Here is a 24,078-nt window from a genome sequence, read left to right on the forward strand (position 1 = left end):
CGAATCCCCAGAAACCGTCCTCGCAGCTTGACAAACAACATAGGGGCACCCCCCGAAATGGGGGCAGGCTTGTCTGTATGGAAGGCAAGATTCCCATGGCCGCACGTAGGCATGTGACCAACAAGCTCTCTACCGCGTATCGCACGGCTTCTAAGGCTGAGCGGTCCATGATTTTGGATGAGGTGATCACAACAACCGGGATGGGCCGGTCCACGGCCCGACGGATGCTGACCGGCCCGGTGCTGCCTGACCCTAAGACGCAGGTGGACCGGCGCCGTCTGCGCCCCAAACACTACAGCGACGAGTCCAGAGCCTTGTTGGAGCACGTGTGGACTCTGATGGGGTTCCCGTGCGGGAAATACCTCACGGTCATGCTTCCGATCTGGCTTCCCCTCATAGCCCAGGGCGGGGACTTGGATAAGCCGTACGCGAGTCCTAAGGCGATCAGGGAACTAGAGGCGATGAGCCCGGCAACGATCGACCGATACCTCGCCCCGGCCAGAAAACGCATGGCCTTACGTGGCATCTCGACAACGACCCCGGCTCCGGCGTTGCTGCGCAACTCGATCAGCCTATCGACGGTTGGGGACAGCCCGCCAGAGGCACCGGGAGTGATCGAGGCCGACACGGTCGCTCACTGCGGTCCAACGTTCAAGGGCGAGTTCGCCCGAACCTTGACAATGACCGATATCGTCACCGGATGGACGGAAAACACTGCGATCCGCAACAATGCTTCCCGGTGGATCATCGGCGCCGTTGATCGCTTAGAAGCCCTGTTCCCGTTTCCGTTGAGGGTGTTCGATTCTGATAACGGGACCGAGTTCATCAACTACGACGTCGCGAACTGGCTCCAAGCCCGTGATATCGCCCAAACCCGCTCACGCCCGTACAAGAAGAATGATCAAGCCACCGTCGAATCGAAAAACAATCACATCGTGCGCAAACACGCCTTCTACTGGCGTTACGACACCCCAGACGAACTCGCCTTACTCAACGAGCTGTGGCCCCTCGTCTGCCTGCGATTGAATTTTTTCACCCCGACAAAGAAACCCGTCGGATACGCCACCACCAGCGACGGGCGCCGCAAACGGATCTACGACACGCCAGCCACCCCATTCCAGCGTGTACAAGCCTCCGGGCTGCTCACAAGCGAAGAAATCAGCGTCGTAGCTGGCCGTATGAGTGGTTTCAACCCGGCCGACCTGACCCGTCAGATTGAAGCGATCACGGCCGGCAACACTCTTGATGCGCAAATCGGCTTGTATTCGTCACTACCAGCTCGGGCAGCCCGGTCGGTGACCGCTGATAATGGCAGTGAGTTCGCTTACCATTACCAGCTTGCTAACACGCTGGCCATCCCTACCTATTTCGCTGACCCATACAGTGCCTGGCAACGCGGATCTAACGGGCACTTCAACGGCAGGCTCCACAAATACCTACCCAAAGGCACCAGCTTCAAGGATCTCGGTCAGGCCGAACTCGACCACTACGTCGCAGAGATCAACAACCGACCCCGCAAAATCCTCGGCTGGGCAACCCCAGCAGAAATATCCCACGAACTATGCTTAACACCAACCACACCACGTCGCACTCCAAACTAGAACCCGGGTGATGCCATCACTATCAAGAGCTTTGATAAAATATGACCGCTAGCCCTTTGCGGGGCCCACGGTGCACAGGGAACGGGGCTGGGACGCGATGTATTGAGCTACCTCTTGAACGTCCGATGCCGTAATGGCCCGCGCCTTGCGCAACGATTCTGACTGGGAGGTGAGGGAGCCGCGAATGAGTTCCGCGCTACCGAGACGGTTCATGTGAGAACTCAGATGCTCATTGGAGAAAATGATCTCCGCGCGGATGCGCCGGTAGGCGGATTCCACTTCAGCATCGCTCACCCCGTCCGCGGCAATTTCGTCCAAGCAAGCCCCCAGCAGCGTGGCAACCTCCGCGGCGTTGGGCAGAGCGCACCCCGCATACATTCCGAACATCCCGCCTTCTGGGAACAAGCTGGGGAACGAATACGTGGAGTAGGCCAGGCCCCGTTCTTCACGAATCTTCTGGAACAGACGAGAGGACGTTCCCCCACCGAGGATCGCGTTCATTGTGAAGAGTGCGCGGCGACGTTCATCGAACATATCGAAGCTGGGCATGGAGAGAATCACCGCTGCCTGCTCAACGGGCCGTTCAACGTAGCGCGTAGACGGGGCGGCTGGCACGATCGGGGCGGCGGTACGGCGCGGTTCAGGTTCGGCAGGCCCACTGAGATCCCAGCCTCCGCGTTCTAATTCGCCCTGGACCCGTTCGCACAGCTCATCGTGATTAATGGCACCGGCGGCAGTCACCACCAGTTCGCTGGGGCGATACATACGGGAGTAATGGCCCAGAAGGCTCTGGTTGGCCAGTGCGCTAACAGATTCACGCGTACCGCCCACCGGCCGGCCGAGGGGGTGATCTCCGAACACCATGGACGTGATGTTCTCGTGGGCAACCTCGGTAGCATCGTCGTTGTACATCGAGAGCTCTTCAAGGATCACCCCGCGCTCCATCTCCATGTCCGAGGGGTCAAGGTTGGCGCCTGTGACCATATCGCTCAGGAGTTCTAGGCTGGGTGCCACGTCATTTTCGAAGCAATGGCCGTAGTAGCACGTGTACTGTTTGGCCGTGGCGGCGTTGAAATCTCCCCCAAGATAATCGATGCGTTCGGCGATCTCTCGCGCCCCGCGCGTGCGAGTTCCCTTGAAAAGAAGATGTTCGAGAAAGTGGGTGGAACCACGGGCGTCATCGCCCTCATCGCGCGAACCGGCACCTATCCATAGGCCCATCGTGGTGGAATGGGCATGAGGAATCTTCTCACTCAACACCCTCACGCCTCCGGGCAGGACCGACCTGCGCAGGAGCTTTCCTTCTTCTTCGAGGGCTAAGCCACCCCTCGAAAAGTCAAGATCTAGGGGCATCTCACTGTAATCGACAGATTCACTCACCAGACCAGAATAACGGACACACGCCTGATCTTTTGAGCATTGCGTCTAATCACACGCGAGGGCCCCGATGCAAACATCGGGGCCCTCGTACGCTCGGCAGGTAGTAACCCGCTAGAGCATGCGCTTATTCACTATCCTCGGAGGATTCGTGCGTGCGGCGGCGCTGGCGGGAACCACGGCGTGAGCCGCGCTCCGGGCGCTCACGGCGCGGGCGCTGTTCGGTGTTGGGAGCTTCTTCTTGCTCCGGAGCCTCTTCTTCGCCTTCAACAACCGCGTGCAGGGAAATCTTGCCACGCTGATCCAGTTCGGCAATCTCCACTTCAACACGATCGCCAACGTTGAGAACATCCTCAACATTCTCCACGCGCTTGCCACCAACGAGGCGGCGAATCTGGGAGATGTGTAGGAGTCCGTCGCGGCCCGGCGTCAGCGAAACGAACGCACCGAAGCTGGTTGTCTTGACAACCGTTCCGATGTAACGTTCCCCAACTTCAGGCAGCTGCGGGTTGGCGATGGCGTTGATGGTGGTGCGAGCTGCTTCGGCGGACGTGCCGTCCGAAGCGCCGATGAACACCGTACCGTCATCTTCGATCGAGATGTCTGCGCCAGTATCCTCTTGGATCTGGTTGATCATCTTGCCCTTGGGCCCAATGACTTCGCCGATCTTATCCACGGGGATCTTCACGGAGATGATGCGCGGAGCGGTTTCAGCCATTTCATCTGGGCCATCAATCGCTTCGCTCATCAGATCGAGAATCGCGAAGCGTGCATCACGGGCCTGCCCGAGCGCACCGTCAAGAACGGCGGCGGGGATGCCAGCAAGCTTGGTATCAAGCTGTAGCGCCGTCACGTATTCGCGGGTTCCGGCAACCTTGAAGTCCATATCGCCCAGCGCGTCCTCGGCACCGAGGATATCGGTGAGGCTGACGTAACGGGTTTCGCCATCCACCACGTCTGAGACGAGGCCCATGGCGATGCCGGCAACCGGTGCCTTGAGCGGGACGCCCGCATTCAGCAGGGCCAGCGTGGAGGCGCAAACCGAACCCATGGAGGAGGAACCGTTGGATCCCATGGTTTCGGATACCTGACGAATCGCGTAGGGGAACTCCTCGCGCTCCGGAAGCTGGGACACCAGAGCGATCTCAGCGAGGTGGCCGTGGCCGATCTCGCGACGCTTCGGGGAACCAACGCGACCGGTTTCACCGGTGGAGTAGGGCGGGAAGTTGTAGTGATGGATGTAGCGCTTGCGGGTAACCGGTGACAGGTTATCGAGCTGCTGCTCCATCTTGAGCATGTTGAGGGTGGTGACACCAAGAATCTGGGTCTCTCCACGCTGGAACAGGGCTGAGCCGTGCACACGAGGGATGATGCCTGCTTCGGCGGAGATCGAACGGATCTCAACCGGGCTACGCCCGTCCATACGCACGCCTTCGGTCAGGACATGACGGCGCATGACCTGCTTGAAGTTGGCGTTAACCGCGAGGGCCACCATGTTCTCTTCTTCAGGGAACTGCTCAGCAAGCTCGCTCACCACAGCGGAGGTGAGCTCATTGAGCGCTGCGTCGCGTTCTGCCTTCGCAACGATACCCAAGATGGGCTGGAAGCGATCGCCGACCTGCTTCTCAACCGCGGCGTACTGTTCTTCCGTGTAATCAGGGAAGAACGGGTAATCGCCTGTGGGCTTCGCGAACTCGTTGATGAGCTCCAACTGAGCCTCGCACAGGGTGCGGATGACGGGCTTGGCGGCGTTCAAGCCTTGGGCCACGACATCCTCGGTTGGCTTGGCGCCACCGGCCTTGATGGTGGCATCTGCGTTTTCTGGCGCAGAAGCCTCCACCATCATGATGGCTACATCGTTATCCGTGAGCCGGCCGGCCACGGACATGGAGAAGGTTGCACGGTCCAGCTCGCTCCAATGGGGGAAGGCGATCCACTGGCCGTCAACGAGGGCCATGCGAGTGCCGCCGATCGGACCGGAGAATGGCAAACCGGCGATCGAGGTGGACAGTGAAGCAGCGTTGATTGCCAGCACATCGTACTGATCATCCGGGTGGATAGAGAGGATGGTGGCGACGATCTGGACCTCGTTGCGCATGCCCTTCTTGAAGGCAGGGCGCAGCGGGCGATCGATCTGGCGGGCGGCCAGAATGGCCTCCGTGCCCGGGCGGCCTTCGCGGCGGAAGAACGATCCGGGAATGTTGCCGGCAGCGTAGGAACGCTCCTCAACATCAACTGTCAACGGGAAGAAATCGAAGTGTTCCTTCGGGTTCCTCGAAGCAGTGGTGGCGGAGAACACGGTGGTTTCTCCATCAAGGTAGGCAACGGCCGCACCGTTTGCCTGCTGGGCGAGGCGGCCAATCTCGAAGCGAATGCTCCGGGTGCCGAAAGCGCCGTTGTCAATAACGGCTTCTGAACTATGTACGTCAGGACCCTCCACAGGGACCCCTTTCTTTTCTTGGCACGGCCATCAGTTGAAACCCACGGAATCCCTCCGGAGGACACAACCGACAACCGGACCTTGATCGTCTTGTGGAATACAGGAAACGGCCCGGGCTTGGCCCGGGCCGTCAGTTCGTCAGCGGCGCAGGCCGAGACGAGAAATCAATGAACGGTAACGCTCAATGTCTTCTTCGGCAAGATAAGCGAGGAGCCGCTTACGCTGACCAATAAGAAGCATGAGGCCACGCCTTGAATGGTGATCATGCTGATGGGTGCGGAAATGCTCCGTCAGCTCGCTGATACGAGCGCTCAGCAGGGCCACCTGAACCTCGGGGGAACCGGTATCGCCCTCGTGCGTAGCATACTCAGCGATGATCTTTTGCTTTTCTTCAGGCTTCAGAGCCATGTTTCTCCTTCGAGGTTCGTTGCACGGAGCTCCGGGGCATGTTCTCCCAGGCAATGACGCATCCGTGGCCGATCTGACGGCTCAGCTAGTCTAGCATCGGGCACTACCTGCGAGCTTCGTACCAAGTGTGAGTTTGCCCGCCAAGTAGGCCGATTCATGCCATACAGAAGCCGTATCCCGCGCTAGATGGCGGTGACCTCCGCAGGGTCAACCCGCCCAGCCGTGGGTACACCAAGCGCCAGAGCCGTATTCCTCAGATCCTCATCCATCTGGCAGAGCAGGCCGTCCACGGATTCGAACGAGACCATGGGGCGTAGCCGCCTGATGAAATCTACGGCGACATCCTCCCCGTACAGGTTGAGATCTGCACGCCCCAAAACATGTGCTTCGACCGTGCGCTCGACTCCATCGAACTGCGGATTACTACCAACCGATATGGCCGCCGGCAAGTATTCTGCGGCATTGGTCATCGGCACGTCGCGCACGAGCCACCCCGCGTACACTCCATCGGCTGGGATCTCTCCAAGTTCTTCGCCCTTCAGGTTCGCCGTGGGGAACCCCAACTCCCTGCCCCGCTGGAATCCGTGCACCACCTTGCCACGGAGCCTGTGAGGGCGGCCAAGTACTTCTGCAGCTTTATCCACGTTGCCAACAGCTAAGAGTTCACGCACCCACGTTGAGGACCACCGGCGCCCGGCCGGCTCCCCCAAATCGTTGAGAAGAATGACGTCAAAGCCAAGCGCATGCCCCAGCTCCGTTAGCAGGGCACCATCACCGGCATTATCCTTGCCAAACCGGGCATCCTCCCCCACCACGACGAGGCTCGCATGGAGCTGATCAACCAGCTGGTTGCGCACGAAGGATTCGGCACTCGCCTGAGCATATTCGAGTGTGTAGTGCTGAACGAATACGGCATCGATACCAGCTGCCGCTAGCCGGTCAATACGATCATCGAGCGTAGCCACCAGTTTGACTGGACGATCGGGATTGTGGACGGTTGCCGGATGAGGATCGAACGTCAGCGCCACCGATGTTAATCCGCGCGTTCTAGCGTGACGTACGGTCTCAGCAAGCACCGCATGGTGGCCACGATGCACACCGTCAAAAACGCCGACAGTCACAACGCTCTGGCCAAGATCTGCCGGGATATCCTCTGGCGTGCGCCACACATCAATACTCACTGGTTTACCTTATCGTTTCCGCTATAACTGGTGGACGGGGGTTAGCGAGCCAGCAACAGATCAGGCTTGAGTTTCGTGCCCCGCACAGACACTAGGGCGATTGCCTGCCCGCCGCACATGGCTGCCAGCGGCATATCATCCGTGGCTCGGCCTTCCTGAGCTCGGCCATCTTCGGCCGGCCGTCCAGGAATGAACTGGCCGTGTGCCAGCGCGTTGGCCTCGTCCGGCGTCACCTCCACGCAGCTGAACAACTGCTGGCAGAGTTCGGTCACACTCACGACGGGGAGTGCGTGATCATCTGCCACGACCTGGGCCAGCTGGGCCACGGTGCGTGCCCCGTTAGCCCCCCACGCCCCGACACGGGTGCGCCGTAGCGCCGTCAGGTGTGCCCCCGTGCCCAGAGCCTCACCTAGGTCACGAGCAAGAGCGCGAACGTACGTGCCTGCCGAACACTGCACCACCACGTCCACATCCGCCACCGTGGTATCGCCGTAAGGAACGTGGCGCGGATCGCCCACACGCTCGAATCGTTCAACATGGACGGGGCGGGCGGCCAGCTCTACCTGTTCGCCCTCACGCACGCGCGCGTACGCCCGCTTACCATCAACCTTCACGGCGCTGACAGAGCTGGGGCGCTGAAGAACATCCCCCCGTAGTGGTGCCATCGCGGAATCGATGGCACCGGTCAGAGACGCCCCGTCCAGATTCACTAGCCCTCGCACGGCCACGACATCACCCTGGGCATCCTCCGTGTGAGTCTCTACTCCCAGCCGGATGGTGGCGCGGTATTCCTTATCGGTGCCCGTCACGTACTGCAAGAGCTTCGTGGCCTTGCCAATGCCGATGCACAGGACCCCCGTTGCCATGGGATCCAGCGTGCCAGCATGCCCCACCTTCCGTGTAGCGGCCAGACGGCGCATAGCGCCCACGATGTCATGGCTGGTCACGCCGCCATCCTTATCCACGATGACGAGACCATCACCAGCTGTCACCTGAGCACGGGGCAGTTCACCCCACGGACGGGGCGGGAAGTTGGGCCTGCGTTCACCCATTCTCAGCTCTCGGGGCTGGACAGATCGGAAGGTGTGGCATCGCCGTCGTCGTCAGAAAAACTACCTACGGACGCCTCATCGTCCTCCACCGTGCGATACGGATCGGCCTCCCCCGCCCACGCGGCTCCCTCTGCGGACTTCGCTATCTGCTCATCGCGGAACCGCGCTGCGGTGAGCGCATCCTCGAACGTACGCGCACTTTCCGGAAGCGCATCGGCAACAAACTCAATCGTAGGCGTGAGCCTGAGGCCCAGCTGGCCGCCAACCTGAGAACGGATGTTCCCCTTGGCCGATTGAAGGCCGCGGCGGGCATCCGCCTGACGCTTCTCATCGCCATACACCGTGTAATACACGGTGGCGTGCTGGAGATCACCGGTCACCTTGACATCGGTGATGGTCACCATATCGAGCCGAGGATCCTTCAAACGGGTTGTCACAAGCGAGGCGACGATCTCCTGAATTCGCCCCGCGATACGAGTTGCTCGTGGGTTTGGCATCATGCCACCTTTCAATCGGAACGGCGGGCCACCACTAGGGTAGCCCGCCGCCGAACTTAGCGCGATAGGTTAGTCGCGGGGTTTCTCCTGCATCTCGAAGGTTTCGATAACGTCCCCTTCTTGGATGTCCTTCTGGCCGAGCGTGATACCACACTCGTAACCCTCGCGGACCTCGGTGACATCGTCCTTCTCGCGGCGCAAGGAGGCGATCTCCAGCTCCGGTGCGATAACCACACCATCGCGAACCAAACGGGCCTTGGTGCCCCGCTTGATCGTGCCACTGCGGACGATCGAACCTGCGATGTTGCCGAACTTGCCGGAGCGGAAGACCTGACGAATCTCCGCACTTCCAAGCTGGACTTCCTCGTAGATTGGCTTGAGCATGCCCTTGAGAGCATCCTCTACGTCCTCGATCGCCTTGTAGATCACCGAGTAGAACTTCATCTCGATGCCCTCAGAATCCGCCAGCTCCTGAACACGTTCGGCTGGGCGAACGTTGAAGCCGATGATCACCGCGTTGTCCACCGTTGCAAGGTTGACATCGTTCTGGGTGATGGCGCCAACGCCGCGATGGATAATCTGCAGCTGGACCTCGTCCGACACCTCGATCTCCAAGAGGGACGATTCCAGTGCCTCGACGGAACCGGAAGCATCTCCCTTGAGAATGAGGTTGAGGGTCTGAACCGTTCCTTCCTTGAGCGCCTCGTTGAGGTTCTCAAGGGAAACGCGCTTGCGACGCTTCGCGAGGGTTGCGGACCGCTTGGCGGCTTCACGCTTATCAGCGATCTGGCGTGCCGTACGATCATCGCTTGCCACGATGAAGCTATCGCCTGCCGATGGAACAGCCGACATTCCGAGGATCTGGACAGGACGCGAGGGCCCCGCTTCTTCCACGGTGCCACCCAGCTCATCGAACATGGCGCGGACGCGGCCGTGGGCGGCGCCAACCACCAACGGATCGCCAACGCGCAGCGTGCCCGTCTCCACCAGCGCCGTCACAACCGCGCCGCGGCCCTGATCCAGCTTGGCTTCGATAGCAACGCCGCGAGCAGGCTTGTTCGGGTTCGCCTTCGGATCAACCTCAGCATCGGACGTGTACAGCACGGCCTCGAGAAGATCATCAATGCCGGTACGCTGCTTCGCGGAAATATCCACGAACATCGTATCGCCGCCGTAATCTTCTGCCACCAAACCGTATTCGGTCAGCTGGGCACGAACCTTGGCCGGGTTTGCACCCTCCACATCGATCTTGTTGACAGCTACAACGATCTTGACGCCAGCGGACTGAGCGTGGTTCAACGCCTCAACCGTCTGGGGCATAACGCCATCATCTGCGGCAACCACGAGGATCGCAACGTCTGTGACATCCGCACCACGCGCACGCATCTGCGTGAACGCCTCGTGGCCCGGGGTATCAATGAACGTAATGGCGCGATCCGCACCTTCGTAATCGAGGTGAACCTGATAGGCACCAATATGCTGGGTAATACCGCCGTGCTCCGTTTCCAGAACATGTGCGTGGCGGATCGCGTCCAGCAGCTTGGTCTTACCGTGATCAACGTGGCCCATGACGGTCACAACCGGCGGGCGGGACACCAGATTCTCATCCGGCTCCTTCGCTTCTTCGGCATCCAGATCGATATCGAACTGCTCCAAGATCTCGCGATCTTCGTCCTCAGCAGACATCACCTGAACGTCATAGCCCAGTTCCGCACCCAGCAGCTTGAACGTATCCTCGTCCAGCGACTGGTTGACGGTAGCCATTTCGCCCATACGGAACAGCACCGTGATGAGTGCTGCGGGATCAGCGTTAATCCGCTCAGCGAAATCGGCGAGTGATGCACCCTGGCGCACACGCACCACGGTAGTTCCATCGCCATGAGGAAGCTGAACGCCCTGAACCATGGGGGAATTCTGATTCTCCCATTCTTCACGCTTGGCCCGCTTGGACTTGCGCCCACGAGTGGGGCGCCCTCCCTGACGTCCGAATGCGCCGGCCGTTGAGCCGCCGCGCGACTTCCCGCCGGAGCGAGTGAAACCGCCGCCTGGGCGGCCGCCTCCACGATTGCCGGGGCCGCCGCTTCCGCCACGGCCACGGCCACCGCCGCGGCTCGGAGCAGCTTGCTGCTCCAAATGATTCGGCATCATGTTGGGGCTGGGGCGTGCGCCAGTTGCATTGGGCTTGTTGCCACCACCGGGGCGCGGACCACCTGACTGCGGACGAGGGCCACCGCCCTGTCCGCCGCCTGGACGCGGCATACCCTGATTCGATGCGAACGGGTTGTTGCCCGGACGCCCGCCACCATGGGGCTTGGGGCCGCCTGGACGGGGCATACCCTGATTGGAAGCGAACGGGTTGTTGCCCGGACGCGGGCTAGAGTTACGCCCACCACCGCGCCGGCCATCACGCTGCCCCTGACGGCGATCGTCACGCCCGCCGCGATTGCCCTTCGGGCTGTGCGGCTTCGGGGCGGACTTGGCCGCCGATTGTGCAGCCGATTTTGGCGTCACTGGTGCGCCAGTCGAGCGCTTGGGGTGCGGGGTATCGTGCCCGTGCTCAGAATCGGCCACCGGCTGGGATTCAGCTGGAGCCTGTTCCTTCGGTGCCGGCTTGCTGGACTCGGGCTCCTCAACGGGCTTTTGCTCAGCAGGCTTTTGCTCGGCAGGTTGTTCTGCAGGCTTGGGTGCAGGCTTCGGACCCGGCTTCACGCCAGCCTTCGGCTGGCCACCGGACTTCTTCTGGCTAGGCTGGTCAGCCTTCGCCACCTGATCTTCGGAAGCCTGCTTCTTTGCCGCTGGCTTCTTGGTAGAAAGCTCAGGATGAGCCTTCATATATTCGTGTGCTTTACGCACAACGGGCGCCTCAATTGTCGAGGACGCCGATTTAACAAACTCTCCGGATTCCTTGAGCACTTCGAGTAACTTCTTACTCGTAATGCCCAATTCCTTCGCGAGCTCATGAACGCGTACTTTGGCCACAGTTCTCCTTCTTAGGGGTCTGCGCCACGCGTCAGACCCTTATTGCTGGCAGCTCATCGCTGGGTACTCATTGGGTGCCCATCGGGTTCCTACCCGCTTTCTTTACTCGGGTCAGTTCAGGTGTTTGTGCACCTGAACTCTTGTCTTCTAGCCACTGACGTACCGGATCACTATCGAGCCCTCCACGGCGGAACGCCCGATCAAATGCGTGAATCTGTATCGCCCGGTTCAGGCAACCTAGATCCGGATGGATCCACGCACCTCTCCCGGCACTGCCGCCTTTCTCATCTACCTGACACGTAGTGTGAGTGGCAACAACTCTGACTAAATTTGTCGCGGCATCCAGTTGGCGGCAGCCCACACATGTGCGCGGGTTTTGAGTCACGAGGAATCCCACCTGCCTGTAATGCCCTAAGTATCTTAACGTGTTAACACAGAAAATGCCCATGCCAGAGCGCAATGTCACTCACGGCACGTCCGAACCGCCCTAAAGTTCCTCGGCTTCTTCCGGATCTTGGGCCTCTTGGGTCTCTTCGGCCAGTGGATCCTCGGACTTCTTCCGGATATCGATCGACCATCCGGTGAGCTTAGCGGCCAGCCGGACGTTCTGTGCTTCCTTGCCGATGGCAAGCGAGGTTTGCTCATCAGGCACGATGGCACGTGCCTGGCGTTGATCACGGCTGAGGATATCTACCCGCAGAACCCGTGCTGGTGACAAAGAAGCGGCGATGAACTTGGCGATATCGTCATCGTAATCCACGATATCGATCTTCTCCCCGTTCAGCTCCGTGGTGATAGCACGCACGCGCTGGCCGTTGTGTCCAATGCAGGCTCCCTTGGGGTTGAGATCGGATTCACTCGTCCAGACGGCCACTTTCGAACGATGGCCGGCCTCACGCGCAAGAGCAACAACCTCAACGCTTCCATCTTGAATCTCCGGGACCTCCTGCTCGAAAAGCCTCCGAACAAAATCCGGATGGCTTCGAGACAGCCGAACGGTGGCACCGCGTGGGTTCACCGCGACCTCCAAGACGAGGGCCCGCAGATGATCGCCATGGCGGAAGTGTTCAGTGGGGACCTGTTCTTCCGAACGCAGGATGGCCTCATGTTCACCAACATCCACGCGGATATCGCGTGATTCACCGCGCGGGCCACTCTGCTGGACAATGCCGGATACGATCTCGCCCTGCTTGCCCTTGAAGGAGCCAAGTACACGGTCCGATTCTGCATCGCGTAGCCGCTGAGCAATAATGGACTTCGCGGTAGCCGTGGCGATACGCCCGAAATCTCCCGGCGTATCATCGAATTCTCCGATGGCAGCGCCCTCTTCATCAACTTCCGGCGCCCATACGGTGACTTTGCCGGTTGTTCGATCCATCTCAACTCGGGCATTGTGGATCGCGCCGGGAACGCGCTGATAGGCGTGCAGCAGCGCATCTTCGATTGCCTCGACCAGAACGTCAACGCTAATTCCCAGTTCGCTCTCGACAATGCGGAGCTCATTCATCTGAATATCCATGGCGTTCTCCTAGCCTTCCGAGTCCGCTTTCGCGCTGCCCAGCTCAACCTGAACCCGTGCGCTCGCTATATCTGACAACGAACAAGTATATGTGCCTTCTTCCCCGTTCAGGTGAAGAGTATCGCCTTCGATCGCTTCCAGCCTAGCGGTGCTGGCTGTTCCATCCGTGCCGCGAATGGACAGAAGGCGGCCAACTGACCGGGAAAAGTGCCGCGGTGTGGTCAGCACTCGATCCGCGCCCGGCGTGGAAACCTCGAGCGTGTAGGCGCCTTCAACGAGGTCAACATCATCAAGACGCGCAGAGATAAGACGCGAAACTTCTCCCAGCGCATCCGAATCCACTCCTCCGGGACCATCCGGGAGGTCCACCACAACTTTGACAACCGCCCGGTTGCCAGCCCGTCCTACCTTCACCGATTCCAGAAAAAGCTGCTGTTCGGCAACGATCGGCTCAACGGCACTGGTGATAAGGGAGGACAGTTCCGGATTATCACGATTCGTATCGCGCCGTGATCGATGCCCGGAGCTCTGTTGGTTTCGATTTCGCTGTGAGGACTTTGCCATGGCTCAAGACTACCCGCCCTCATACCCCGCTCCACAATGCACCGCGGTGACCACAGTGAACGCAACACGCACAGGCCACACGCCGCGTCATGAACCATAAGGTTCTCGTGGCAAAATGGCACCATGGAGCAAACGCAGGTGTCCACACCTAAGTTCATCGGAGGAGCCTTCATTGGCGTTGCCATTTTCAGTGGCGCGATCATCGCCATGGGTGGGCAACTGGAGAATGCTGATCTCACCCCTGATGCGCCAACGGCCGAACAGGAAGCGCGCCAGAATCTCGCAGTTCAAGCGCACCGGATCAGCGCGTCGAGCGAAGTCCTTCTGGCAGACGCGCCAGATTCCGCTGAGCTTGCCGCGATTCACGACGCTTCGGTGAGCTACGAGCAGCAGCTTGGTGGTGTGTGGATTCCATGGCCCTCCGGAGCCCCAGAGGGGTACACCAATCCCCCGCTGAGCACGGATCCCCCGGCAGAGATCGATGAGGAAGCTCTGCTTGCCGAACTCCAAGACTTTTCACAGGCCTCACTTGACGCGGCGGAGGGATTGGCGCCCGCTGACCGGCCCACCACCCTATCGATGTCCCTCGGCTCCCGGCTCCTCGGCGCGAACTACGCCCAGGCCGTTGGGCTGGATACCCCCATGTGCGGCGCGGCCGATCCCGTCCTTGCCGGGCGGGCCACCACCACTCCCGAGATGCTGAACATCGCGGATTCATCGCGTCAATGGATAGAAACTGACACCGCCCGCATGGATCCAAACGCACGTGAGGCTCAGGTGGAACGGATTGCGGCGATCGACGCCTACATTGAAGCAGTTCTCGAAAACGACGTCCCCGATCACCGAGAGGCCTTCGCGGCCTACCCCTCACTGTCAGAAGGGGAAACCTATACCCAGGTGGGCCTAGAGAACCTGACCGGCTTGCTCATCACTGTCGCAGCCGATTCCCCGTCAGCCGAAGAACGCGAAGCAGTGATCTCCCTGAGTTGCTCGCTCTATGTGACATCTGCAGAACGAAACGCCGCGCTTCCATTCCCCGGCGTGGAATCAGCCAACTAACGAAAGCGCGGCGCTGGCGCTGGCGCGCCTATCGCGTCCTAAACTCTGCAAATCGGGCAACAGCTTCGTCCACTGCCACCTCTTCACGCTCCCCTGAGCGGCGGCTACGGAGTTCGACCTTGCCTTCGGCCAAGCCCCGGCCAACGACAATGCCGTACGGTACGCCAAGAAGCTCAAAGTCCTTGAACTTCACACCGGCAGAGACCTTCTGGCGGTCATCCACAATCACCTCGATGCCCGCGGCTTCAAGATCACCGGCAAGCTCCTCTGCCTTGTCAAAGAGCTCCTGACCCTTGCCGGTCACGAGGATCTGCACCGTTGCCGGAGCAATCTCTTCGGGCCACACAAGCCCGGCATCATCGTGGTTGTACTCCGCGAGGGCAGCCAGCGTGCGCGTGACCCCCAGCCCGTAGGAGCCCATGGTGACAATCTGGCTCTTGCCGTTGTGATCGAGCACCTTGAGATCAAGGGCCGCCGAATACTTGCGCCCCAACTCGAAGATATGCCCAAGTTCGATGCCTCGAGCAATTTCGAGGGGACCAGAACCGTCCGGCGCCTCATCACCTTCGCGGACCTCAGCAGCCTCGATCACACCATCGGCTTCAAAATCGCGTCCATACACCAGATTGAATACATGAGTGTTTTCCTTGTTGGCCCCCGTGATCCATGCCGATCCGCGCGCTACGTGGGGATCCAGCAGGTACCGCAAGACGGCCGGATTGTCCTCATCCCGGCGCTCGCTCTGCGGGCCAATCACCTCCGGGCCGATGTAGCCGGCCACAAGTTCCGGAAATGCCGTCAGATCCTCCGGCGTAGCCATATCCACTTCCGCAGGCGCCAACGAGGCTTCCACTCGCTTCATATCCACATCACGATCGCCCGGCAGGCCAATGATGATCAGCTCTCGATCACCCTTGGGGGAAACAGCAGTGACAACAACGTTCTTCAAGGTATCGCTCGCCTGCCACGGGGCGCCTGGACGGGGCCGAAGATCGTTGGCCACCTGAACCAGTGTGTCGATCGTGGAAGCATCGGGGGTATCAACGGCCTCGGACTGGGGCACCTGCGAGGCATCGATTTCTGGCACCGGCGGCGTTGTGACCGCCTCCGTGTTCGCCGTGTAGCCACCGGGCGAACGCACGAAGGTGTCCTCACCGATCTCACATGGGAACAAGAACTCTTCGGACCGAGAGCCACCCATCGCGCCTGACATGGCGCGGCAGATCGCAATTGGCAGGCCAAGCCGTGCAAAGATCTTCTGGTAGCTCGCCCTCATTGTGAGATAGGTGGCGTCTAGGCCGTCGTCGTCGATATTAAACGAATAGGCGTCCTTCATCACGAACTCGCGCCCACGAATTACCCCGGCGCGAGGCCGCGCCTCATCGCGATACTTCGTCTGGATCTGATACAAAACCGCTGGAAGATCCTTGTACGAGGAATACAGGTCCTTCACCAGCAGGGTGAACATCTCCTCGTGGGTGGGGGCCAGAAGGTAATCGGCCTCCTTGCGATCCTTCAGCTTGAAGACGGTGGGACCATACTCAGTCCAGCGGTTCGTTGCCTCATACGGTTCGCGGGGAAGAAGCGCCGGGAAGATGACTTCCTGCGCGCCGGCCGCGTCCATCTCTTGGCGGACAATGGCCTCCAACTTCCGCAGGACCTTCAAACCCAACGGTAACCAGGTGTAAATTCCCGGAGCGACACGCCGGATATAGCTGCCCCGTACGAGGAGCTTATGGCTGGCAACCTCTGCATCGGCGGGATCCTCGCGCAGGGTACGGACAAATAGCGTAGACATTCTGAGCACGGCACTAGCATACTCAACACCGGCGTATTACCTAGCAACGGGCCACGGGAGAGGTTTTGCCACGGGGCGGCTTACAGGAGCACCGTCGCCCACTCATCCACGATGCGGAAGCCAACGCGCTGATACACCTTGACGGCGGCTTCGTTGTAATCATTGACGTACAGGGAAACCGTCGGAGAAAAGGTGGCGCGCACCTGATCAACAACGGCCGCCATGGCCGCACCGCCAATGCCGCAATTTCGCTGATCGGGGGCAACCCACACGCCTTGAATCTGAGCGACTCCCCCAGCGAGCGCCCCCACGTCCGCCTTGAACACTACGCGTGAACCCGGCCGATCCAGCGCCGGGCCCATCACCACATACGTCATGCCGTTGCGGATGAGACGCGAGGCCCGCCCAGCATACGAGCCCCCGAACGTCGTGGGATCGTAGCCCACTTCCTCGGTAAACATCGCGACGGAGGCGGGCAACACCAAGCCGTCCTCCGCCGGGCGCGCGGGCCGTACTGCCGGATCGGGTTCCAACAGCGGAGGATGATCAATCACCATGGAATACTGGCGCGGCCGCACTTCACGCGCGGGGCCCCATGGATACTCCAAAAGATCCCACAGGTTAAGAACCTGATCCGCTGGGCCTACGAGCGAGCCAGCCAGCTTGCCGTGCCCCAGCACTGTGTCCGCCAAGCTTTCGAGGCCATCACGATCAAAACCGAGTGGAATGAGGTTCCCGCCGTCCCACGCCAGCGCGTTGATGTCCCGGGTGCCGGGCTGAAGATGAACCAGAGCGCTGGAGGGGCCAATCCCCATCCTGTCAATGTTGGCACGGGCAAGGACAGAGTTGACGGGATCCTTGTTGAGAAATGCAATCGCCTTTGCCTTGTCGGACCCGTAGAGCCGGCGTAGCGCTGTGGTAGATCTACTCGGCCAACGCATGAAACTCCGATCCGTCAGTTAGCGGTGTTCTTAGTAGAGCCGTATCCGCGCCCCTGTGGCGCTCAGTACGTCACCACCTGAGCTCCCTGACCATCGCTCTCCTCATCCATATCTTCCGCCATCTCGTTGGCGTAACGCAGCAGCGTCTCAACAATCACTTCTTCGCGGACGGTTTCAACAACCTTGCCGCGAACGAAGATCTGTCCTTTGCCGTTGCCGGATGCGCAGCCAAGATCCGCCTCGCGGGCCTCACCTGGGCCGTTGACAACACAGCCCATGACGGCCACGCGGATCGGGGCCGTAATGTCCTTGAGGCCTTCTTCTACCTTCTCGGCAAGCTCCCACACGTCAACCTGTGCCCTGCCGCACGACGGGCAGGAAACGATTTCCATCTTCCGCGGGCGCAGGCCCATGTACTCCAGAATCTTGCTCCCCACCTTGACTTCCTCGACGGGCGGGGCGGAGAGGGACACACGAATCGTATCGCCGATTCCCTCCGAGAGAAGAGCTCCGAAGGCGCTGGCAGACTTGATGGTGCCTTGGAAGGCGGGGCCGGCCTCAGTCACGCCAAGATGTAGCGGCCAATCGCCCTGCTCCGAGAGCTGGCGGTAGGCCTCCACCATGGTCACCACGTTGTGGTGCTTAACGGAGATCTTGAAATCGTGGAAGCCCTGCTCCTCGAATAGGCTGGCCTCCCACACCGCGGATTCCACGAGGGCCTCCGGGGTGGCCGAACCGTACTTCTTCAGAAGGCGCGGATCCAGCGAACCGGCATTGACCCCGATGCGCAGTGACACGCCGTGATCGCTTGCGGCCCGGCAGATTTCTCCCACGCGATCATCAAACTTGCGGATGTTGCCCGGGTTAACGCGAACCGCTCCACAGCCGGCCTCGATCGCGGCAAAAACGTACTTGGGCTGGAAGTGGATATCGGCAATCACCGGGATTCGGGACTGCTTCGCAATGATCGGCAGCGCCTCGGCATCCTTATCGGTGGGGCAGGCAACGCGAACAATATCGCAGCCGGCAGCAGTCAGCTCAGCTATCTGCTGCAAGGTGGCACCGATGTCATGGGTTTTCGTGGTGGTCATGGACTGCACCGAAATGGGCGCATCACCACCCACTGCTATATCCCCAACGTGGATCTGACGGGTTTTCTTTCGCGGCGCGAGCACCTGAGCCTCAGGGCGCAAGGTCGGCATTCCTAGAGCAACACTCACGCGCTCCAGTATTCCACTTTGTGAGCCCCGTGGGGAGTACTGGTGTTGTGAACTCGCCCAAGGTCTCATGTGCGAGGCGTTGTTCCAGCCCACCGCCCGCGCTGGCTTGCTCTAGAACACGGGGTTCACGATGTCAGCAATAATCAGCAAAACCGTCATCACAATGAAGAGGGATGCCACCACGTAGCCCAGTGGCATCAGGCGCGCGATGTCCACGGGGCCGGGGTCAGGTTTCCCTGCAAGCTGAGCGATCTTGCGGCGGGCCCCCTCATAGGCGGCGCCCACGATGTGGCCTCCGTCCAGCGGGAGTAGGGGCAGAAGATTGAAGAGGAATAGGCTGATGTTGAGGGACGCAATGAGGAGGAGCAGATCGCCGATGCGCGCCGAAAGGCCGTAGGCATCGTGTTCGGTGCTGGTAATCGAGCCAGCGAGATCCGCGGCGCCCACGATCCCCATGACGCCGCTTTCAGACCGGTCAGCGCCGGTAAACAGGCCGGCGGCGGTATCCCACAAATCCGCCGGGAGTTTCACAATCACGTTCGCCGTTCCCGCCGTCAGGTCCCACAGCTGCGCGGGGATCTGCGTGATCGGGATTCGTTCGTGTTCGTATCCCGGTCCGATACCAACATAGGGCTTTTGTTCGGTGAGGGTTTCTCCGGAATCATCGGTAACGATGGCACCATTTTCGTCGACGACGGGGCGTTCCGTGACCGCGGGAGTCACGGTGAGAGTGACCTGTTCTGACTCTCGCTCCACAATGACTGTGGCCGGTTCCGTGCCTGATGAGGCGATGGCCTGCTGGACATCGGTCCAGCTATTGGTGGGGGTTCCACCCCAGGAGAGCACAACATCGCCCGGCAAGATCCCGGCTTGGGCTCCCGGGGCTTGCGGATCATCTTTCTCGCAGGTGTCCGTATCCGCGATACACGTACTGACCGTTGAGATCTGGTTGGACGGGACAAGGGCACCGATGCCCGACATGACGATGGCAAGCAGCACCCCGGCAATGAACAGATTCATGACGGGGCCGCCGAACATGATGACAAGGCGTTTGGCCGCGCTCAATCGCCAAAAGGCATGCGGTTCTTCCTCAGGGGTGAGCTCCTCGCCGCTGGCGCGGCGCACCTCCTCGGCAATCGTCACCTCGCCCTTGCGGTTGACCTGTGTGCGGCGGGCGTTTCCCGGCCACACCATGCCGGCAATGCGTACATAGCCGCCGAGAGGGATGGCCTTCAGCCCATATTCTGTCCCATTCTTGGTGGTGGACCAGATGGTTGGGCCGAATCCAATAAAGTACTGGGGAACCTTGGCCCCGAACTTCTTGGCTGGGACCAGATGCCCCACTTCGTGCAGCCCAACTGAAACCAGCAGTCCAACGATCAATAAAAGGATTCCGGGAAGCGATCCCACTATCTAGCCTCCCCGCTATCTGCGCTGTGCCATCACCTCATGGGCACGCACCCGCGCCCACTTCTCGGTGCCAAGCACCGTTTCCACATCGAGAGTGCCCCGGGGAGCTGAGAATTCACTCAGAATCTCGGCCACGGTTGCTGTGATTCCCAGATAGGGCAGCTCGCCGGCCAAGAAGCTGCCCACGCATTCTTCGTTGGCGGCGTTCAGTACGGCCGGATGGAGCGGGGAGGCGGCCACCGCATCCCGTGCCAAGGAGACGGCTGGGAACGTCTCATGATCGAGCGGTTCAAAGTTCCACGCAACCGGGCTATCCCACGCATTCGGCACGCTCACGGCCTCTAGGCGCTCAGGCCACGAAAGCCCGAGAGCAATGGGCAGGCGCATATCCGGAGGGGAGGCCTGAGCGATCGTTGCACCGTCAGTAAACTCCACCATCGAGTGGATCACCGATTGGGGATGGACCACCGGCACAATGCTTTCGGGGGCAATATCGAACAGGTATGCGGCTTCGATCAGCTCCAGTCCCTTGTTCATCAGGGTCGAGGAGTTGATAGTAACAACAGGGCCCATGGCCCACGTGGGGTGGTTGAGTGCATCGGCGGGAGTCACATCGGTGAGCTGCGATGCGTTGCGCCCGCGGAACGGGCCACCGGAGGCGGTCAGGATAATACGCTTGACCTCGCTCGCACCGTCCTGTTCCACCGAACACAGGCCACGATGGTGGATCCCAGACCGCAGCGATTGCACAATCGCCGAATGTTCAGAATCTACGGGAACGATTTGGCCAGGACGCACCATCGCGTCCGAAATGAGTCCACCTCCCACAACCAGCGATTCCTTGTTGGCCAGTGCCAGTGTTGCGCCACTGGAGAGTGCGGCGAGGGTTGGGCGCAGGCCCACGGAGCCCGTGATTCCGTTGAGTACCACGGTGGACCCGGGATCGGAGCTGCGGTCTTGCCCAGCCCCACCTGCCAGATCGGCCATCGCATCGGGGCCGGCTATGATCTGGATTCCGCTGCCTGTCAGAAGCTGTTCGAGTTCTTCCTTGCCGCTCGGATCGGCAATCCCGACGATCGGAACAGAGAATTCCTTGGCTTGGCGGGCCAACAGCTGGACGCTTCCGCCCCCTGCCCCAAGGGCCAATACCGTGTAACGGTCGCGATTGCGTCCGATCACATCAAGGGCTTGCGTACCAATCGATCCTGTTGAACCGAGGATGACAACCCCACGGGTTGCGGGTAATCCAGTCACTGCTTGTCCACCAATTCCGCCAACTCCACTAACGTTTCTACTCCACCGAAACCAGCACGGTAATCGCGCGCTCGATGTACACATCCACTACTGCGGCATCGTAGGCCTTGCTGTCTTTAGCTTGCTCGAACAGGGAATCGCGCAGTTCCTTGGAGGAGAGCGCACGCTTTCCGTCAAAGTACTCCATCAGGCGATCCATCAGTTCGTCAACGTCACTCTTGCTGTATCCCCAGCCTGAGGCATCGGCAAAGCGAGCACCTTGCTTTCGTAGGAGGCGCGGGTACAGGCTCTTGGCATCCTCATAGGTCTTGTTGAGCCATGTGGCCTCACCGCGCTGGCGCACCACTTTGGCCCGCCTGCGCTGGATGAATGCCGCTTCGAGCCGGTCCAATGCCGCGTCCACTAGAGCGGGATCGTACCCGTGGCGCACACGTGAAAAGCCCGCGTTGCGGACTGTCTGCTCGTTGAAGTCAGCCGCTCCCTTATCCGAGTAGGCGTCCTTCGCCTTCCTCAGAAATTCGTCAACTTCATCCGTGGCGTATCCCCACCCAAAGCGGCCAACACGTGTGAACGTGTCTTCACTCATCAGCCTCTCGCTCCTCCACATCGTTTATGGCGGCCATTACCCGCTCTGCTGCAGCGGCGGCCTTCTTTGCCCGGGCCGAATTCCCTTTGACCTCAGCCGCGAGTTGGCCACATGCACCATCAATGTCCGATCCGCGTGTATCCCGAATGGTTGTGGGGATACCCGAGGCTTCCAGCGTATCAACGAAAACACGTTGGGTTTGGGGCAGGCTCGCCGTCCAAATGGATCCGGGGGTGGGATTAAGCGGAATGGGGTTGACGTGCACCCAACCCCGCCCACGTGAGTTGAGTTCGTCAGCCAAGAGCTGGGCACGCCACTGGTGATCATTCATGTCTTTGATCAACGCGTATTCGATTGATACGCGCCGTCCAGTTTTCTCAAAGTATCGGCGTGCCGAATCTAGGAGCTTTTCCACGTTGAACCGTGAGTTCAGCGGGATAAGCGGATCGCGCAGACCATCGTCCGGAGCATGAAGGGACACTGCCAGAGTCACGGGCAGCCCCTCGTCTGCCAGCTTGTTGATGAGAGGCACCATGCCTACCGTGGAAACGGTGACGCCACGGGCCGAGATTCCGAGTCCCGATGGGGCTGGCTCAATAATCCTGTGAAGTGCGGCCTGAACCTGACGCCAGTTCGCCAGAGGCTCCCCCATCCCCATGAACACGATGTTCGACAGGCGAACGGGGCCACCTTCAAGGTCACCTGATTCAGCGGCCACCATCCCCAAACGCACCTGTTCAACGATTTCGGCTGTGGACAGGTTACGTGTGAGCCCGCCCTGCCCCGTTGCGCAGAATGGGCACGCCATGCCGCACCCAGCTTGGGAGGAGATGCAGAGCGTTGCCCGCCCGGGGTAACGCATGAGGACGGTTTCCACCATCGCACCGTCAAACATGCGCCATAGAGACTTAATGGTCCGGCCCTGATCGGCACGCAGATCGCGCACCTTTGTCAGAAGCGGGGGCAGGAAGTTCTCCACGATCTGTTCCCGCGAGGAGCTAGGCAGATCGGTCATCTCATCCGCCGTGGCCTCGTGGCGTTCAAAGTAATGGCGGGACAGCTGATCGGCGCGGAAGGCCGGAAAACCAGCCTCTTTCATCGCCTTTTTGCGCGCCTCAACCGTTAGGTCTGCGAGGTGCGTAGGTGGCTTTCCCTTGCTGGCAGGCTTCATGGTGAAGACGGGCATAGGCCCCGACTCCACAGTGGGCATGACCTGCCGCGTGGCAGCATTCGGATACTTCGGTGAATTCATAGCCCTGCTATTGTCCCATGTAACCGCGGGCAGCGGGGTGTGGCAGTGCTCCTACCCGCGCCGGCTACCACGCCATGATGAGGTAGCAGAACGGCGCCCACATCAAGATGGAATCCAGACGATCCATCATCCCGCCGTGCCCGGGAAATATGGAGCCCATGTCCTTGACGCCAAGATCGCGTTTCAGGAGTGATTCGGCCAAATCGCCGATGGTGGCACACGCGGCGGCAACCCCAGCCACGATGCATGCCACGTACCACGGACGATCAAGGACGCCATAGACCAGAACGAAGGCAACGGCCAGAGCACACACCAGCGATCCTGCGAACCCCTCCCACGATTTCTTCGGCGAAATCGTGGGGCTCATCGGGTGTTTACCCCACAGCACGCCGAACGCCCAGCCACCCGTATCGTTGGCCACCGGCATCAAAATCAGGAGTGCCACCATCCACGCGGGCTGCTCCAAGAACGCGAGTGCCACAGCGAAGCATCCCAGAAGCGCAATCCACGCCAGAGCGAAGATTGCCGCCATCACATCGCGCGGAGCCCGCTTCGATCCGTCAAGCACACACCATAGGAACACAGCCGCGATTGATAGGAGGAAGGCGATGAGCCCGCCGCCTAGCCCTTCGTACCACGTTGCCACCACCATGGTGAGGGCGCCAACCCACAGTGGAACAATGGGGATGCGAACGTCACGCGCAAGGAAGGCACCGGCTATCTCCCACAGCCCGATGCACACTGCCACAGCCACGAGGACGGCGAACAGTTCAAATTTCCACACGACGGACAAAGCCACGAGTGCCAGCAGCACGAGAGCTGTTGGCACCGCGGCCCGAAGGTTCCGCCCCGCCCGTGATGTGGATGCGGCGGGAGGTTGTGGAGGATGTGGGGCGAGCCGGTCAATCACCGATCGCTCGCCATCGTTCTTCTCCACGCA

The 24,078-nt window shown here is 60.4% G+C and carries 20 protein-coding genes; 2 read left to right on the top strand and 18 right to left on the bottom strand.

Annotation, left to right across the window (positions count from 1 at the left end; translation table 11 throughout):
- Nucleotides 1–77 precede the first annotated feature (77 nt).
- Nucleotides 78–1,601, top strand: coding sequence for an IS30 family transposase (locus ACTHV6_RS02495; RefSeq protein WP_441385686.1), 1,524 nt, complete (start codon nucleotides 78–80; stop codon nucleotides 1,599–1,601).
- Between the two features lie 48 nt (nucleotides 1,602–1,649).
- Here the strand turns inward: ACTHV6_RS02495 and ACTHV6_RS02500 are convergent, their stop codons facing one another.
- The 10 genes from ACTHV6_RS02500 to rimP form a co-directional block, all read right to left on the bottom strand.
- Nucleotides 1,650–2,981: a M16 family metallopeptidase gene (locus tag ACTHV6_RS02500; RefSeq protein WP_441385687.1), complete on the bottom strand. Its 1,332-nt coding sequence runs from the start codon at nucleotides 2,979–2,981 to the stop codon at nucleotides 1,650–1,652.
- A gap of 124 nt (nucleotides 2,982–3,105) precedes the next feature.
- Nucleotides 3,106–5,418, bottom strand: coding sequence for a polyribonucleotide nucleotidyltransferase (locus ACTHV6_RS02505; RefSeq protein ID WP_441385688.1), 2,313 nt, complete (start codon nucleotides 5,416–5,418; stop codon nucleotides 3,106–3,108).
- 138 nt (nucleotides 5,419–5,556) lie between these two features.
- Nucleotides 5,557–5,826 (bottom strand): 30S ribosomal protein S15, encoded by a 270-nt coding sequence (rpsO, locus tag ACTHV6_RS02510; protein ID WP_441385689.1) that lies wholly within the window; start codon nucleotides 5,824–5,826, stop codon nucleotides 5,557–5,559.
- A 182-nt stretch (nucleotides 5,827–6,008) separates the two neighbouring features.
- On the bottom strand, nucleotides 6,009–7,001 hold the full coding sequence (locus ACTHV6_RS02515) for a bifunctional riboflavin kinase/FAD synthetase (protein WP_441385799.1): 993 nt from the start codon (nucleotides 6,999–7,001) through the stop codon (nucleotides 6,009–6,011).
- 47 nt (nucleotides 7,002–7,048) lie between these two features.
- A complete protein-coding gene (truB, locus tag ACTHV6_RS02520) occupies nucleotides 7,049–8,059 on the bottom strand; it encodes a tRNA pseudouridine(55) synthase TruB (protein ID WP_441385690.1) in 1,011 nt (336 codons plus the stop codon).
- 2 nt (nucleotides 8,060–8,061) lie between these two features.
- Complete coding sequence (gene rbfA, locus ACTHV6_RS02525) at nucleotides 8,062–8,559, bottom strand: 30S ribosome-binding factor RbfA (RefSeq protein WP_441385691.1); 498 nt, start codon at nucleotides 8,557–8,559, stop codon at nucleotides 8,062–8,064.
- A gap of 66 nt (nucleotides 8,560–8,625) precedes the next feature.
- A complete protein-coding gene (infB, locus tag ACTHV6_RS02530) occupies nucleotides 8,626–11,535 on the bottom strand; it encodes a translation initiation factor IF-2 (RefSeq protein WP_441385692.1) in 2,910 nt (969 codons plus the stop codon).
- Nucleotides 11,536–11,602: 67 nt separating this feature from the next.
- Nucleotides 11,603–11,983 carry a YlxR family protein gene (locus ACTHV6_RS02535; protein WP_441385800.1) on the bottom strand — a complete coding sequence of 127 codons (381 nt, stop codon included), beginning with the start codon at nucleotides 11,981–11,983 and terminating at the stop codon, nucleotides 11,603–11,605.
- A 39-nt stretch (nucleotides 11,984–12,022) separates the two neighbouring features.
- Complete coding sequence (gene nusA, locus ACTHV6_RS02540; RefSeq protein WP_441385693.1) at nucleotides 12,023–13,054, bottom strand: transcription termination factor NusA; 1,032 nt, start codon at nucleotides 13,052–13,054, stop codon at nucleotides 12,023–12,025.
- A gap of 9 nt (nucleotides 13,055–13,063) precedes the next feature.
- A complete protein-coding gene (gene rimP, locus ACTHV6_RS02545) occupies nucleotides 13,064–13,618 on the bottom strand; it encodes a ribosome maturation factor RimP (RefSeq protein ID WP_441385694.1) in 555 nt (184 codons plus the stop codon).
- A 123-nt stretch (nucleotides 13,619–13,741) separates the two neighbouring features.
- Here rimP and ACTHV6_RS02550 point away from each other — a divergent pair, with 123 nt between their 5' ends.
- Nucleotides 13,742–14,677 (top strand): hypothetical protein, encoded by a 936-nt coding sequence (locus ACTHV6_RS02550; protein ID WP_441385695.1) that lies wholly within the window; start codon nucleotides 13,742–13,744, stop codon nucleotides 14,675–14,677.
- Nucleotides 14,678–14,705: 28 nt separating this feature from the next.
- Here the strand turns inward: ACTHV6_RS02550 and ACTHV6_RS02555 are convergent, their stop codons facing one another.
- The 8 genes from ACTHV6_RS02555 to ACTHV6_RS02590 all read right to left on the bottom strand — a co-directional run bounded on the left by ACTHV6_RS02555 (nucleotide 14,706) and on the right by ACTHV6_RS02590 (nucleotide 24,075).
- On the bottom strand, nucleotides 14,706–16,475 hold the full coding sequence (locus tag ACTHV6_RS02555; protein WP_441385801.1) for a proline--tRNA ligase: 1,770 nt from the start codon (nucleotides 16,473–16,475) through the stop codon (nucleotides 14,706–14,708).
- An 80-nt stretch (nucleotides 16,476–16,555) separates the two neighbouring features.
- Nucleotides 16,556–17,416: a GNAT family N-acetyltransferase gene (locus ACTHV6_RS02560; RefSeq protein ID WP_441385696.1), complete on the bottom strand. Its 861-nt coding sequence runs from the start codon at nucleotides 17,414–17,416 to the stop codon at nucleotides 16,556–16,558.
- 62 nt (nucleotides 17,417–17,478) lie between these two features.
- On the bottom strand, nucleotides 17,479–18,618 hold the full coding sequence (gene ispG / locus ACTHV6_RS02565) for a flavodoxin-dependent (E)-4-hydroxy-3-methylbut-2-enyl-diphosphate synthase (protein WP_441385802.1): 1,140 nt from the start codon (nucleotides 18,616–18,618) through the stop codon (nucleotides 17,479–17,481).
- 129 nt (nucleotides 18,619–18,747) lie between these two features.
- Nucleotides 18,748–20,046 carry a M50 family metallopeptidase gene (locus tag ACTHV6_RS02570; protein WP_441385697.1) on the bottom strand — a complete coding sequence of 433 codons (1,299 nt, stop codon included), beginning with the start codon at nucleotides 20,044–20,046 and terminating at the stop codon, nucleotides 18,748–18,750.
- A 15-nt stretch (nucleotides 20,047–20,061) separates the two neighbouring features.
- Complete coding sequence (gene dxr / locus ACTHV6_RS02575) at nucleotides 20,062–21,300, bottom strand: 1-deoxy-D-xylulose-5-phosphate reductoisomerase (protein WP_441385698.1); 1,239 nt, start codon at nucleotides 21,298–21,300, stop codon at nucleotides 20,062–20,064.
- A gap of 37 nt (nucleotides 21,301–21,337) precedes the next feature.
- Nucleotides 21,338–21,886, bottom strand: coding sequence for a DivIVA domain-containing protein (locus ACTHV6_RS02580; RefSeq protein ID WP_441385699.1), 549 nt, complete (start codon nucleotides 21,884–21,886; stop codon nucleotides 21,338–21,340).
- Entirely contained in the window at nucleotides 21,879–23,138 is a 1,260-nt protein-coding gene (gene rlmN / locus ACTHV6_RS02585; RefSeq protein WP_441385700.1) for a 23S rRNA (adenine(2503)-C(2))-methyltransferase RlmN, read from the bottom strand. The genes ACTHV6_RS02580 and rlmN overlap by 8 nt, the downstream gene beginning before the upstream one ends.
- Nucleotides 23,139–23,202: 64 nt before the next feature.
- Nucleotides 23,203–24,075, bottom strand: a complete 873-nt coding sequence (locus tag ACTHV6_RS02590) for a phosphatidate cytidylyltransferase (RefSeq protein ID WP_441385701.1) — start codon at nucleotides 24,073–24,075, stop codon at nucleotides 23,203–23,205.
- Nucleotides 24,076–24,078 lie beyond the last annotated feature (3 nt).

The organism is Ancrocorticia sp. (assembly GCF_052089425.1).
Taxonomy (GTDB): domain Bacteria; phylum Actinomycetota; class Actinomycetes; order Actinomycetales; family Actinomycetaceae; genus Ancrocorticia.